General features: G+C 71.7%; 9 protein-coding genes, 1 pseudogene and 1 riboswitch. Of the genes and pseudogenes, 9 read left to right on the forward strand and 1 reads right to left on the reverse strand.

Features of this window, described 5'->3' with window-relative positions; genetic code table 11:
• Window positions 1-60: 60 nt before the first annotated feature.
• From ACWDAG_RS08575 to cobI, 9 genes and pseudogenes are all read left to right on the forward strand, one after another.
• Complete coding sequence (locus tag ACWDAG_RS08575) at window positions 61-1,311, forward strand: anion permease (protein WP_450694860.1); 1,251 nt, start codon at window positions 61-63, stop codon at window positions 1,309-1,311.
• A 33-nt stretch (window positions 1,312-1,344) separates the two neighbouring features.
• Window positions 1,345-1,572, forward strand: coding sequence for a hypothetical protein (locus ACWDAG_RS08580; RefSeq protein WP_398951906.1), 228 nt, complete (start codon window positions 1,345-1,347; stop codon window positions 1,570-1,572).
• Window positions 1,573-1,719: 147 nt separating this feature from the next.
• Window positions 1,720-1,861: riboswitch (cobalamin riboswitch) on the forward strand.
• Window positions 1,862-1,961: 100 nt separating this feature from the next.
• Window positions 1,962-2,987 carry a cobalamin biosynthesis protein gene (locus tag ACWDAG_RS08585; protein WP_450694861.1) on the forward strand — a complete coding sequence of 342 codons (1,026 nt, stop codon included), beginning with the start codon at window positions 1,962-1,964 and terminating at the stop codon, window positions 2,985-2,987.
• Window positions 2,984-4,495 carry a cobyric acid synthase gene (locus ACWDAG_RS08590; protein ID WP_450694862.1) on the forward strand — a complete coding sequence of 504 codons (1,512 nt, stop codon included), beginning with the start codon at window positions 2,984-2,986 and terminating at the stop codon, window positions 4,493-4,495. The genes ACWDAG_RS08585 and ACWDAG_RS08590 overlap by 4 nt, the downstream gene beginning before the upstream one ends.
• Window positions 4,492-8,145 (forward strand): cobaltochelatase subunit CobN, encoded by a 3,654-nt coding sequence (gene cobN / locus ACWDAG_RS08595; RefSeq protein WP_450694863.1) that lies wholly within the window; start codon window positions 4,492-4,494, stop codon window positions 8,143-8,145. Before ACWDAG_RS08590 ends, cobN begins: the two co-directional genes overlap by 4 nt.
• The gene (locus ACWDAG_RS08600) at window positions 8,142-10,145 is read left to right on the forward strand and encodes a putative cobaltochelatase (RefSeq protein ID WP_450694864.1); all 2,004 of its coding nucleotides are present in this window, start codon (window positions 8,142-8,144) and stop codon (window positions 10,143-10,145) included. Before cobN ends, ACWDAG_RS08600 begins: the two co-directional genes overlap by 4 nt.
• Window positions 10,145-10,744 (forward strand): cob(I)yrinic acid a,c-diamide adenosyltransferase, encoded by a 600-nt coding sequence (cobO, locus tag ACWDAG_RS08605; protein WP_450694865.1) that lies wholly within the window; start codon window positions 10,145-10,147, stop codon window positions 10,742-10,744. Before ACWDAG_RS08600 ends, cobO begins: the two co-directional genes overlap by 1 nt.
• Window positions 10,744-12,324, forward strand: a pseudogene (locus ACWDAG_RS08610) (cobyrinate a,c-diamide synthase); the annotation flags it as partial. The gene cobO and the pseudogene ACWDAG_RS08610, both read left to right, overlap by 1 nt.
• Window positions 12,321-13,064: a precorrin-2 C(20)-methyltransferase gene (cobI, locus tag ACWDAG_RS08615; protein ID WP_450694866.1), complete on the forward strand. Its 744-nt coding sequence runs from the start codon at window positions 12,321-12,323 to the stop codon at window positions 13,062-13,064. The pseudogene ACWDAG_RS08610 and the gene cobI, both read left to right, overlap by 4 nt.
• Window positions 13,065-13,075: 11 nt before the next feature.
• On the opposite strand, the gene ACWDAG_RS08620 is transcribed toward cobI, so the two are convergent.
• Window positions 13,076-13,804 carry a ZIP family metal transporter gene (locus ACWDAG_RS08620; protein WP_450694867.1) on the reverse strand — a complete coding sequence of 243 codons (729 nt, stop codon included), beginning with the start codon at window positions 13,802-13,804 and terminating at the stop codon, window positions 13,076-13,078.
• Window positions 13,805-13,837: the final 33 nt, after the last annotated feature.

A 13,837-nucleotide genomic window follows, 5' to 3' on the forward strand; every position in this document is an offset into this window, starting at 1 on the left:
CCGTTCACCCAGGTTGCCTACGGTCAACCGACCGTTGACTTCGAACGATTGCCTGGGTAAATGGAAAACTTCTCGCTGATCCTCGCGATTGTGGTAGTGACCGCACTCGCGTTTGATTTCACGAACGGTTTCCACGACACCGCCAACGCGATGGCCACCACCATCTCGACCGGCGCGCTCAAGCCCAAGGTCGCGGTGGCCATGTCCGCCGCGCTGAACCTTGCGGGTGCCTTCCTCTCCGTGGAGGTCGCCAACACGATCTCCAAGGGTCTCGTCGACGAGACCGGCATACGTCCCGAGGTCATCTTCGCGGCGCTGGTCGGCGCGATCCTCTGGAACCTGCTGACCTGGCTCGTCGGCCTTCCCTCCAGTTCCTCGCACGCCCTGATGGGCGGCCTGATCGGCGCCACCATCGCCTCGGCCGGCATGGGCGCGGTGCACGGCGACGTGCTCGTCACCAAGGTGCTCATCCCGGCGCTCGCCGCCCCGATCGTCGCGGGCCTGGCAGCGCTGCTCGCGACCCGGCTGTCGTACACCCTCGGCAAGAAGGCCGACGGCAAGGCCGCAGAGAAGGGCTACCGCGTCGGCCAGATCGCCTCCGCGGGCCTGGTCTCGCTGGCCCACGGCACCAACGACGCACAGAAGACGATGGGCATCATCACCCTCGCCCTGGTCGCCGGCGGCGCCGTCGCCCCCGACTCCGACCCGCCCACCTGGGTCATCCTCTCCGCGGGCCTCGCCATCGCGCTCGGCACCTGGCTCGGTGGCTGGCGCATCATCCGCACCATGGGCAAGGGCCTGACCGAGCTCCAGCCGCAGCAGGGCTTCGCCGCCCAGACCAGCGCGGCCACGGTCATCCTGGCCTCCTCGCACCTCGGCTTCTCGCTCTCCACCACCCACTCGGTCTCCGGTTCGGTGATGGGCGCGGGTCTCGGCCGCAAGGGCGGCGTGGTCCGCTGGTCGACGGCGACCCGCATGCTCGTGGCCTGGTGCCTGACGTTGCCGGCCGCGGCCCTGGTCGGTGCGGGCGCGGAGTCCGTCACGGATCTCGGCGACTGGGGCACCGCCGTCGTCGCCGTCTTCCTGGTCGTCGCCAGTGCGGCCATCTGGAAGATCTCCCGGCGCGAGGTCGTCGACGCGTCGAACGTCAACGAGACCGACGAACCCGCGGGCGTGGTGACCACGGCGATCGCCGCCGTGACCCCGCCCCCCACGGGCACGGTGACCGAGGGCCTGACGGCGACGATCCCCGCCCCGGCCCCCGTGACCGCCGCCCCCGACCCGGCGACCCCGCCGGCCGCGGCCGTCTGAGCCCGCCTCCCGGTACGAAGGAAGAGAAGCAGCATGAAGATCGACTGGGCAGCCCTGGGCTCCGTCTTCGGCGTCAGCCTCGCGGTCACGGTGGGCCTCGTGGCCCTGTTCACCCTCGGCATCATGGGCCTGTCGCGCCGCGAGCGGGCCGTGGCGCAGGGCAACTCGGCGTCCCTCGCGGTGGCCGGCGCGTACGTGGCCTTCGCGGGGTGCGCGGCGGCGGTGGCGTACGGGATCCATCTGGTGATCGCCAAGGCCTGAGGCGGCCGGACCGCCTCCCCAACCGTCCCGCGGGGCTAGGAAGCACCCTTTCGTGCCTCCTCGCCCCGCGGGTTTTTCATGCGCGGATCCGAGCACCGGGTGTGGGCCTCAGCACACTCCCCCGCCGCAGGTCAACGGCAAGTTGACTGCCGTTCGGGGGCGTGGTGGACTGCCGAAGCCATATACGGCGGCGCGAGAGGAAGCCGGTGCAAGTCCGGCGCGGTCCCGCCACTGTCACCGGGGTAGTAAGCCCCGGGAGCCAGGAACTCTCACCGCCGGTCTAGTCGAACCAGGGCGTGGACACCCTGAGTGAGGACATGTCGTCATGCCAGCCTGCCGTTTGAGGTACAGGACCAGGTCCCTGCCCGACCCCACGGCCGGCTGAGCCGATGCGTGCCGATCGCGTCTTCGCGTACGGCGCCGCCGCCGGCCTCCTCGGTGACCATCTGCTCGGCGATCCGCGCCGCGGACATCCGGTCGCCGTGTTCGGACGGGCCGCGGGGGCCGTGGAGCGGGTGCTGTGGCGGGACCATCGCGGGTGGGGCGCGCTGCACACCGCCGTGTGCGCCGGTGGCGCCATTGCGCTCGGCCTCGTGGCGCAGCGAGCCGTACGTCCGTCCCGTGCCGCCTCCCTCGCGCTGACCGCGGCCGCCACCTGGGCCGTCGTCGGGGGGACTTCGCTCGCGCGCGAGGCCCGTGGCATCGGGCGTGCGCTGGAGGCCGGGGACGTCGAGGCCGCCCGGGCCAGGCTGCCGCATCTGTGCGGGCGGGATCCGCAGGCCCTGGACGTCGACGGGATCGCGCGGGCCGTTGTGGAGTCCGTCGCCGAGAACACGTCCGATGCCGTCGTGGGGGCGCTGGTGTGGGGGGCCGTGGGCGGGGTGCCGGGGCTGCTCGGGTTCCGGGCCGTCAACACGCTCGACGCCATGGTGGGGCACAAGTCGGCCAAGTACCGGCGGTACGGGTGGGCTTCGGCGCGGCTGGACGACGTGGCCGGGTGGCCGGGGGCGCGGGTGACCGCCGTTCTGGCCGCCGCTGCCGGGGGTGACGGCCGGGGGGCCGTACGCGCCTGGCGTTCCGACGCCTCGAAGCATCCGAGTCCCAACGCCGGGCCCGTGGAGGCGTCGTTCGCGGGGGCGCTGGGGGTGCGGCTCGGGGGGACCTTGTCCTACGGGGGGCGGGTCGAGCATCGGCCTGTGCTGAACGGGGAGGGGCGTGCGGTGGAAGTCGGCGACATCGAGCGTGCCGTGCGGTTGTCGCGGCGGGTGGGGTGGCTGGCGTTGGGGGTCAGTGCGGCTGGGGCGGTGTTGCGAGGCCGGGTCGCACGGCGACCGGCGGTGGGGGCCGTGCCCACCCGTTCCGCCCTGCGGAACGACTGCCCACAGCCAGGGCCACAGCAGGGCGGTGCGTCATGAGTGGCGGGGGTCTTCTCGTTGCCGGTACCACCTCCGATGCCGGTAAGAGTGTCGTCACCGCCGGGATCTGTCGCTGGCTGGTGCGGCAGGGGGTCAAGGTCGCGCCCTTCAAGGCGCAGAACATGTCCCTCAATTCGTTTGTGACGCGCGAGGGTGCCGAGATCGGGCGGGCTCAGGCCATGCAGGCGCAGGCCTGCCGGGTCGAGCCGACCGCGCTGATGAATCCCGTGCTGCTCAAGCCCGGTGGCGAGCAGAGCAGCCAGGTCGTGCTGATGGGCAAGCCGGTGGGTGAGCTGAGCGCACGCGGGTATCACGGGGGGCGCCAGCAGAAGCTTCTCGGCACCGTCCTCGACTGTCTCGCCGAGTTGCGGGGCACGTATGACGCCGTAATCTGTGAGGGGGCGGGTTCTCCCGCCGAGATCAACCTGCGCCGAACCGACATCGTGAACATGGGGATCGCCCGTAACGCGCGGCTTCCCGTGCTCGTGGTCGGTGACATCGACCGCGGCGGGGTCTTCGCCTCCTTCTTCGGGACCGTCGCCCTGCTCTCGCCCGAGGACCAGGAACTCGTCGCCGGGTTCCTCGTCAACAAGTTCCGCGGGGACGTCAGCCTTCTGGAGCCCGGGCTCGACATGCTGCACGGGCTCACCGGACGGCACACCTACGGCGTCCTGCCGTTCCAGCACGGCCTCGGCATCGACGAGGAGGACGGACTGCGGGTCTCCCTTCGGGGGACGGTACGGGAGTCGAACGTCGCGCCGCCCGTCGGCGAGGACGTGCTGCGGGTCGCCGTGTGCGCGATCCCGCTGATGTCCAACTTCACCGACGTGGACGCCCTGGCCGCCGAACCGGGCGTCGTGGTGCGGTTCGTGGACCGGCCGGAGGAGCTCGCCGACGCCGACCTCGTCGTCGTTCCGGGGACCCGGGGGACCGTGAAGGCCCTGGAGTGGCTGCGCGAGCGGGGACTTGCGGACGCTCTGGTCCGCAGGGCCACCGAACAGCGGCCCGTCCTCGGCATCTGCGGTGGCTTCCAGGTCCTCGGCGAGCACATCGAGGACGAGGTCGAGAGCCGGCGCGGGCATGTCGAAGCGCTCGGAGTGCTGCCCGTACGGGTGCGGTTCGCCCGCGAGAAGACCCTCACCCGGCCCGTGGGGGAAGCCCTGGGCGAGCATGTCGAGGGGTACGAGATCCATCACGGGGTCGCCGACATCCACGGAGGGGAAGCCTTCCTGGACGGCATCCGGGTCGGGCAGACCTGGGGCACGCACTGGCACGGTTCGCTGGAGTCGGACGGGTTCCGGCGGGCGTTTCTGCGCGAGGTGGCGGCCGCCGCGGGCCGTCGTTTCGTGCCGGCGCCCGACACCTCTTTCGCCGCGCTGCGCGAGGAGCAGCTCGACCGGCTCGGCGACCTGATCGAACACCACGCGGACACGGACGCGCTCTGGCGGCTCATCGAGTCCGGCGCGCCGCAAGGACTGCCTTTCATTCCACCGGGAGCGCCCGCATGAGCACAGTGTTGTTGTTGTCGACCGCCGACACGGATCTGTTGGCCGCTCGGGCCGCCTCCGGTGCCGACTACCGGATCGGCAATCCGACCCGGGTGGATGTGACCGAGGAGCTGCCCGGCCTCCTCGACGGCGCCGACATCGCCGTCGTACGGCTGCTGGGCGGGAAGCGGGCCTGGGAGGACGGGCTCGCCGCGCTCCGGGCGTCCGGGATCCCGACCGTGCTGCTCGGCGGGGAGGCCGTCCCCGACGCCGAGCTGATGGCCGAGTCGTCCGTGCCCGCCGGTGTCGTGGCGGAGGCGCTCAGGTACCTCGTCGAGGGCGGCCCCGCCAACCTCACCGAGCTCGCCCGGTTCCTGTCCGACACCGTGCTGCTGACCGGCGAGGGGTTCGTCGAGCCGCAGAAGATGCCGGAGTACGGCGTCCACGGCGAGCGGGAGTTCATCGAGGGGCGGCCGACCGTCGGCGTGCTCTTCTACCGGGCCCATGAGCTGAGCGGCAACACCGCGTTCGTGGACACCCTGTGCGACGCGATCGAGGCGAAGGGCGCCAACGCCCTTCCCGTGTACTGCGGTTCGCTGCGCGGTGCGGACGCCGGGCTGTACGAGATCCTCGGCCGGACCGACGCCCTGGTCGCCACCGTCCTCGCCGCCGGCGGCACGCACGCCTCGCAGGCGTCGGCGGGCGGTGATGAGGAGGCCTGGGACATCGGCGCGCTCGCCGACCTCGACGTCCCCGTCCTGCAAGGCCTTTGCCTGACCTCGTCCCGCGCGGCCTGGGACGAGTCGGACGCCGCCCTGTCCCCCATGGACGCGGCGATGCAGGTCGCGATCCCCGAGTTCGACGGGCGGCTGATCACCGTCCCGTTCTCCTTCAAGGAGCAGGGCCCCGACGACGTGCCCGTGTACGTCGCCGACCCGGAGCGGGCCGCGCGCGTCGCCGGGATCGCCGTACGGCATGCGCTGTTGAAGCACAAGGCGAACGCGGACAAGAAGCTGGCGCTCGTCTTCACCGCGTACCCGACGAAGCACTCACGGGTCGGCAACGCGGTCGGTCTGGACACGCCCGCGTCGGCCGTACAGGTGCTGGACGCGTTGAAGGCCGCCGGGTATTCGCTCACCGAATACCCTTCCGGCGGCGACGAGTTGATCCACCGGCTCATCGCGGCCGGTGGTCACGACGTGGAGTGGCTGACGGAGGAGCAGCTGGCCGCCGCGCCCGCGCGCGTGCCGCTCGCCGACTACCGGGCCTGGTTCGACAAGCTCGACCCGGAGCTCCGGGACGGGATGCTGGAGGCGTGGGGCGAGCCGCCGGGCAATCTGTACGTCGACGGGGAGGACATCGTTCTCGCCTCCCTCCAGTTCGGGAACGTCGTCGTGATGATCCAGCCGCCGCGCGGCTTCGGCGAGAACCCGATCGCGATCTACCACGACCCCGACATGCCGCCCTCGCACCACTACATGGCGGCCTACCGGTGGCTCGACAACACGTTCGGCGCCGACGCGATCGTCCACATGGGCAAGCACGGCACGATGGAGTGGCTGCCCGGCAAGGGGCTCGGGCTCGGCAGCGGATGCGCGCCCGACGCCGTGCTCGGTGAACTGCCGTTGATCTACCCGTTCATCGTCAACGACCCCGGTGAGGGCACCCAGGCCAAGCGGCGCGGGCACGCCACGGTCGTCGACCACCTCGTACCGCCGATGGCCCGTGCCGACACCTACGGCGATCTGGCCAAGCTGGAGCAGCTGCTCGACGAGTACGCGCTGGTCTCCGACCTGGACCCGACGAAGGCGCCGGCGGTGCGGGCGCAGATCTGGACGCTGGTCAAGGCGGCCGAGCTGCACCACGACCTGCATGTGGACGAGCAGCCGGACGAGGACGAGTTCGACGAGTTCGTCATGCACATCGACGGCTATCTGTGCGAGATCAAGGACGTGCAGATCCGGGACGGACTGCACATCCTGGGCGGCGGGCCGGTGGGCGAGCCGCGGGTGAACCTGGTGCTCGCCGTGCTGCGCGCCTCGCAGGTGTGGGGCGGGCAGGCGAACGCTCTGCCGGGGCTCAGGGCTTCGCTGGCCGCTCATTTCGGGCTGGTCGAGAAGGAGTTGCTCGCCGAGCCCGGTGCTCCGGTGAAGGTGCCCGTCGAGCTGACCGATCTCGTCGAGGGCCCCTCCCGTACGGCCGCCGACGCCATCGACCTGCTGGAGCAGCTGTGCCGGCGGATCGCGGAGGGCATGGAGGCACGGGACTGGGACGTCACCCTCGCCCCGGCTCTCGTACGCGGGGTTCTGGGCGCCGAACTCCCGGACGCCGTCGCGGTGTTGGAGTTCGCCTGCACCGAGGTGGTGCCGCGACTGGCGCGTACGACGGACGAGATCGGCCACATCCTCAAGGCGCTCGACGGCGGTTACGTCCCGGCCGGTCCGTCCGGCTCCCCGACCCGTGGACTGGTCAACGTCCTGCCGACCGGCCGGAACTTCTACTCTGTCGACCCCAAGGCCATTCCCTCCAGGCTGAGTTGGGAGGTCGGACAGTCCCTCGCAGACTCCCTCGTGCAGCGGTATCTGCAGGACACCGGCGAGTACCCGAAGTCCGTCGGCCTGACGGTCTGGGGCACCTCCGCGATGCGCACGCAGGGCGACGACATCGCCGAGATCCTGGCGCTGCTGGGCTGCCGGCCGGTCTGGGACGACGCCTCGCGCCGCGTGACCGGCTTCGAGGTGATCCCGCTCGACGAGCTCGGACGGCCGCGCATCGACGTCACCGTCCGCATCTCCGGCTTCTTCCGTGACGCGTTCCCGCACGTGGTCGGGCTGATCGACGACGCCGTCCGCAAGATCGCCGAGCTGGACGAGCCCGCCGACCGCAACTTCGTCCGCGCGCACGCCGACGAGGACACGGCACGGCACGGCGACCGGCGGCGCGCGACCTCCCGGATCTTCGGCTCCAAGCCGGGCGCCTACGGTGCCGGTCTGCTGCCGCTGATCGACGCCCGCAACTGGCGCTCCGACGCCGACCTGGCCGAGGTGTACGCCGTCTGGGGCGGTTACGCCTACGGCCGCGGGCTCGACGGACGGGCCGCGCGCGGGGACATGGAGACGGCCTTCAAGCGGATCGCCGTGGCCGCGAAGAACGTCGACACCCGTGAGCACGACCTCGTCGACGCCGACGACTACTTCCAGTACCACGGCGGCATGGTCGCCATGGTGCGGCATCTGACGGGCGAGAGCCCCGAGGCGTACGTCGGTGACTCCGCCACCCCCGACCAGGTGAAGACGCGGACGCTGGGCGAGGAGACGCACCGCGTCTTCCGCGCGCGAGTCGTCAACCCTCGCTGGATGGCGGCCATGCGGCGGCACGGCTACAAGGGTGCCTTCGAGATGGCGGCGACCGTCGACTACCTCTTCGGCTACGACGCCACGGCCGGCGTCGTGGACGACTGGATGTACGAGAAGCTCAGCGCCGAGTATGTCTTCGCCCCGGAGAACCGGGAGTTCATGAAGCAGTCCAACCCGTGGGCGCTGCGCGGCATCACCGAACGGCTCCTGGAGGCGGCCGACCGCGGCCTGTGGGCCGAGCCGGACGCTGAGACGCTGGAGCAGCTGCGCGCCACGTATCTGGAGCTGGAAGGCGACTTGGAGGGCGACCAGTGACCACCCCCTTCCCCTTTACGGCCGTCGTCGGCCAGGACGACCTGCGGCTCGCGCTGCTGCTGAACGCCGTGTCCCCGGCGGTCGGCGGTGTGCTGGTGCGCGGCGAGAAGGGCACCGCCAAGTCGACGGCCGTGCGGGCACTCTCGGCGCTGCTGCCGGAGGTGGCCGTCGTCCCCGGGTGCCGATTCTCCTGCGACCCGGCGGCACCGGACCCGTCCTGCCCGGACGGACCGCACGAGCCGGGGCCGGGCACGAGGCGCCCCTCCCGCATGGTCGAGTTGCCGGTCGGCGCCTCGGAGGACCGTCTCGTCGGCGCCCTCGACATCGAGCGGGCACTGTCCGAAGGCGTGAAGGCCTTCGAGCCCGGCCTGCTCGCCGACGCGCACCGCGGGATCCTCTACGTCGACGAGGTCAACCTCCTCCACGACCATCTCGTCGACCTGCTGCTGGACGCGGCCGCGATGGGTGCGTCGTACGTCGAGCGCGAGGGCGTCTCGGTGCGGCACGCCGCGCGCTTCCTGCTCGTCGGCACGATGAACCCCGAAGAGGGCGAACTGCGGCCGCAGCTGCTCGACCGGTTCGGGCTCACCGTCGAGGTCGCCGCCTCCCGGGAGCCGGACCAGCGGGTGGAGGTCGTACGGCGCAGGCTCGCCTACGACGACGATCCCGCCGGTTTCGTGGCCCGCTGGGCGGGCGAGGAGGCTTCCGTACGTCAACGGATCGTCGCCGCACGGGAGTTGCTGCCGTCGGTGCGGCTGGGCGACGGGGCGCTCCGGCAGATCGCGGCGACCTGTGCCGCCTTCGAGGTGGACGGCATGCGGGCCGACATCGTGATGGCGCGCACGGCCACCGCGCTGGCCGCCTGGGCCGGACGGACCGAGGTGCTCGCCGAGGACGTACGGCAGGCGGCACTGCTCGCGCTGCCGCACCGCAGGCGCCGTAACCCCTTCGACGCGCCGGGGCTCGACGAGGACAAGCTCGACGAGACGCTGGAGGAGTTCTCCGGCGACGACGATCCCGACCCGGACCCCGACGGCGGCGGACCGAGCGGTGGCGGGCAGCCGCCCTCCGGGGACTCGGACGGTCCGCAGGGCGGTGACACCGATGCCCGGCCCGAGGCCGGGGAGGGCGGACAGCCGCAGGCCTCGGGGGCTGCCGAGCAGTCCGCCGCACGGGCCTCGGAGCCCTTCCGCACCAAGGTGCTGAGCGTGCCCGGGATCGGTGAGGGAGCCGCCGGGCGGCGTTCGCGGGCGCGGACGGAGCATGGCCGGACGACAGGAGCCCGGCGGCCTCAGGGGGCCTTGACCAAGCTGCACCTGGCGGCGACCGTGCAGGCTGCTGCGCCGCATCAGCGGGCGCGCGGCCGGTCCGGGCGTGGGCTGGTCGTGCGGCGGGACGATCTGCGGCAGGCGACGCGGGAGGGGCGTGAGGGGAACCTCGTGCTGTTCGTGGTCGACGCGTCGGGATCGATGGCGGCCCGGCAGCGGATGAGTGCCGTGAAGGGGGCCGTGCTGTCACTGCTGCTGGATGCGTATCAGCGGCGGGACAAGGTGGGGCTGGTGACGTTCCGGGGCGCGGCCGCCGAGGTCGCGCTGCCGCCGACCTCGTCCGTCGACGCTGCGGCCGTACGGCTGGAGTCGTTGCCGACGGGCGGGCGGACGCCGCTCGCGGCCGGGCTGCTGCGCGCGCACGATGTGCTGCGGGTGGAGCGGTTGCGGGATCCGGCGCGGCGGGCGCTGGTCGTGGTGGTGACGGACGGGCGGGCAACCGGCGGCCCCGAGCCGGTCGCGCTGGCCGGGCGGGCCGCTCGGCTGTTCGCGGCCGACGGGGTCGCCTCCGTGGTCGTCGACTGTGAGTCCGGGCCCGTGCGGCTGGGGCTCGCCGGGCAGCTCGCGGGTGAGCTGGGCGGTACGGCGGTGACGCTCGACGAGTTGCGGGCGGACTCGATCGCCGGGCTGGTCAGGGATGTACAGGGTGGCGCGAACAGGAGGGCCGCGTAATGCCGCAGGGGCAGCCGAGTGTGGTGCCGGACGACGGGCTGACGACTCGTCAACGTCGCAACCGGCCGCTGGTCGTCGTGCACACGGGCATCGGGAAGGGCAAGTCCACCGCCGCCTTCGGGCTTGCACTGCGGGCCTGGAACCAGGGGTGGCCGATCGGGGTGTTCCAGTTCGTCAAGTCGGCCAAGTGGAAGGTCGGCGAGGAGAACGCGCTGCGGGTGCTCGGCGCCTCGGGCGAGGGCGGGACCGTCGACTGGCACAAGATGGGCGAGGGCTGGTCCTGGGTGCAGCGGGATCAGCAGATGGACAACGAGGAGAAGGCCCGGGAGGGCTGGGAGCAGGTCAAGCGGGACCTCGCCGCGGAGACGTACAAGCTGTATGTGCTGGACGAGTTCGCGTACCCGATGCACTGGGGCTGGGTGGACACCGATGAGGTCGTCGACGTGCTGCGGAACCGGCCCGGGACCCAGCATGTGGTGATCACCGGGCGGAACGCGCCCGAGAAGCTCGTCGAGTTCGCCGATCTCGTGACCGACATGTCCAAGGTCAAGCATCCGATGGACGCGGGGCAGAAGGGGCAGCGGGGTATCGAGTGGTGATGTCCTCCTCCGTGTCCGTCCCTCGGTTGGTCATTGCCGCGCCCTCCTCGGGCAGTGGCAAGACCACCGTCGCCACGGGGTTGATGGCCGCGTTCGCCGCGCGGGGGCTCGCCGTGTCCCCGCACAAGGTCGGGCCGGACTACATCGATCCCGGGTATCACTCGCTCGCCACCGGGCGGGTGGGGCGGAACCTCGACGCGTATCTGTGCGGGCCCGAGTTGGTCGGGCCGTTGTTCCTGCACGGGGCTCGTGGGTGTGACATCGCCGTCGTCGAGGGTGTGATGGGGATGTTCGACGGGGCCGCGGGGGAGGGTGAACTCGCGTCCACCGCTCATGTCGCGAAGCTGTTGCGGGCGCCGGTGGTGCTGGTGGTCGACGCGTCGTCGCAGTCTCGGTCCGTGGCGGCGTTGGTGCATGGGTTCGCGTCCTGGGATCCGGAGGTTCGGGTCGGGGGCGTGATCCTCAACAAGGTCGCTTCGGATCGGCACGAGGAGTTGTTGCGGGAGGCGTTGGAGTCGGCCGGGGTGCCTGTGTTGGGGGTGCTGCGGCGGGTTGCGCAGGTGGATACGCCCTCGCGGCATCTGGGGTTGGTGCCTGTCGCCGAGCGGCGGGCTGCGGCGGTTGATGCGGTTGCGGCGATGGCTGCGCAGGTGGCTGCCGGGTGCGATCTTGAGGCGTTGGCGGGGCTGGCGCGGAGTGCGGGTGCGTTGTCGTGTGCGGCCTGGGATGCGGCTGAGGTCCTGGGTTCCTCGCCCCCGCCGCCCCTTCCCGTCCCGACCCTGGGGGCTGCGCCCCCAGACCCCCGCTTTCGGCCTGAACGGCCTCGTCCTCAAACGCCGGACGGGCTGAAAGACCAAGCCCCGGCCGGTGAAAATCAGCCCTTCCGAAAATCAGCCCCTCCGGCGTTTGAGGAGCGGGGGTCCGGGGGCTGGCCCCCGGGTCGGGACGGGAAGGGGCGGCGGGGGCGGAACTCCCAGTCGGTGAGGGTTGCCATTGCCGGTGGGGCCGCCTTCACCTTCTCCTACGCCGAGCACAGTGAACTGCTCGCTGCCGCAGGTGCCGAAGTCGTTCCCTTCGATCCGCTGCGCGATGAGCAACTGCCCGACGGGACACGGGGGTTGGTCATCGGCGGCGGGTTTCCCGAAGTGTACGCGAGCGAGCTGTCCGCCAACGAACCGCTGCGCAAAGCCGTCGCCGCGCTTGCGGAGGGCGGGGCTCCCGTTGCTGCCGAGTGTGCCGGGCTGCTGTATCTGTGCCGGGAGCTCGACGGGCAGCCCATGTGCGGGGTGCTCGATGCGGGTGCGCGGATGAGCGGGCGGCTCACTCTCGGGTATCGGGACGCCGTGGCCGTCGGTGACAGTGTGCTGGCGCCCGCCGGGACCCGGATGCGGGGGCACGAGTTTCATCGGACGGTCGTCGAGCCGGGGGCGGGGGCGGCTCCTGCCTGGGGCGTGCGCGCCCCTGTGCCGCGGGTCGAAGGTTTCGTACAACAAGGTGTGCACGCCAGTTATCTGCACACGCACTGGGCGTCCGAGCCCGGTGTGGCCCGTCGGTTCGTGGAGAGGTGCCGGACGTCATGACCAGCAGCAACAGCAGCAGGTTGATCGGGGTCGGGGTGGGGCCCGGTGACCCCGAGCTGGTGACCGTCAAGGGCGTCAATGCCCTGCGGGCCGCCGATGTTGTCGTCGTGCCCGTCATGGACACCTTGGAGCGCGGGCGGGCCGAGGCCACCGTGTTGCACTACGTGCCCGCGGAGAAGGTCGTTCGCGTGGTGTTCGCGCTGAACGAGCGGAGTGATCGCGGGCGGCGGGAGGCTGCCTGGGACGCGGCCGGGGAGCGGGTCGCGCAGTTGCTGCGGGAGCGGGGTGTCGTCGCGTTCGCCACCATCGGTGATCCCAACGTGTACTCGACCTTCACCTATCTCGCGCAGACCATCTCCGGACTCGTGCCGGGGACCGTCATCGAGACCGTGCCCGGGATCACCGCCATGCAGGATCTCGCGGCGCGCTCGGGTGCCGTGCTCACCGAAGGCACCGAGCCGCTCACCCTCGTGCCCGTCACCGCCGGGGCCGCCGTGCTGAAGGACGCCCTCAGCGGGCCCGGCACCGTCGTCGCCTACAAGTTCGGTCGGCAGGCCGGAGAGGTCGCCGAGGCCCTGCGCGAGACCGGGCGGATCGACGACGCCGTGTGGGGGTCCGCGCTCGGGCTGGAGGCGGAGTCCATCCGGCCGGCGTCCCAGCTGGACGGCGAGCCCCTCCCCTATCTCTCCACGCTCATCGCGCCCGCGCCGCGCGACGGCGGGCGCGGCGGCAAGCTGTGAACGGCGCCGGCTCACCCGGCCAGGCCCACCACCAGCCAGATGAAGGCCGCCCCCGCCACCGTGCACAGCAGCGTCGAGCGGGCGGGGTGCTCGTGGTGTGCCTCGGGGAGGATCTCAGCGGCGGCGAGGTAGAGGAGTACACCGCCGAAGAGGCCGAGGTAGCCGCCGAGCAGGCCCTCCGGGATGGTGACGAAGGCCGCCGAGGCCGCGCCGGCCACCGGGGCCACCGCGTCCGCGAACAGCATGGTCAGGGCCTTGCGGCGGGCGTTTCCGTACAGGCTGGTGATCGTGTACGTGTTGAAGCCGTCCGCGAAGTCATGGGCGACCACCGCCAGTGTGACCGCCGTGCCCATGCCCCCGCCGACCTGGAAGGCCGCGCCGATCGCCACGCCGTCCATGTAGCTGTGACCGACCATCGCCGCGGCCGCCGTGAGGCCCACCTCGGGCGCGCGTCCGTTGCTCTCCTCCCCGCCGTGCGAGGCCTGGCGGGCGGCCAGCAGGCGTTCCACCAGATGGGCCAGCAGAAAGCCGGCCACGAACAGGAGCAGGGCCGCCGGTACGCCGAAGACCTCTTCGCCCGCCGCCTTGAGCGCCTCCGGCAGCAGATCCAGGCCGACGACACCCAGCATCAGTCCGCCGGCCAGGCCCAGGACCAGGTGGCGGCGGTCGGTCACACGCTGTGCCGTCCAGCCGCCGGCCAGCGTCATCAGGAACGCGCCGAGCGCGACGAAGACCGCCATACGCCCTTGCTATCCGATCAACCCCCGTTCACG

It is taken from the genome of Streptomyces sp. NPDC001157, assembly GCF_053598255.1.

Coding starts and splice junctions, on each gene's coding strand:
- ACWDAG_RS08575 (WP_450694860.1), top strand. CDS start 61: ATGGAAAACTTCTCGCTGATCCTCGCGATTGTGGTAGTGACCGCACTC.
- ACWDAG_RS08580 (WP_398951906.1), top strand. CDS start 1,345: ATGAAGATCGACTGGGCAGCCCTGGGCTCCGTCTTCGGCGTCAGCCTC.
- ACWDAG_RS08585 (WP_450694861.1), top strand. CDS start 1,962: ATGCGTGCCGATCGCGTCTTCGCGTACGGCGCCGCCGCCGGCCTCCTC.
- ACWDAG_RS08590 (WP_450694862.1), top strand. CDS start 2,984: ATGAGTGGCGGGGGTCTTCTCGTTGCCGGTACCACCTCCGATGCCGGT.
- cobN (WP_450694863.1), top strand. CDS start 4,492: ATGAGCACAGTGTTGTTGTTGTCGACCGCCGACACGGATCTGTTGGCC.
- cobO (WP_450694865.1), top strand. CDS start 10,145: ATGCCGCAGGGGCAGCCGAGTGTGGTGCCGGACGACGGGCTGACGACT.
- cobI (WP_450694866.1), top strand. CDS start 12,321: ATGACCAGCAGCAACAGCAGCAGGTTGATCGGGGTCGGGGTGGGGCCC.
- ACWDAG_RS08620 (WP_450694867.1), bottom strand. CDS start 13,804: ATGGCGGTCTTCGTCGCGCTCGGCGCGTTCCTGATGACGCTGGCCGGC.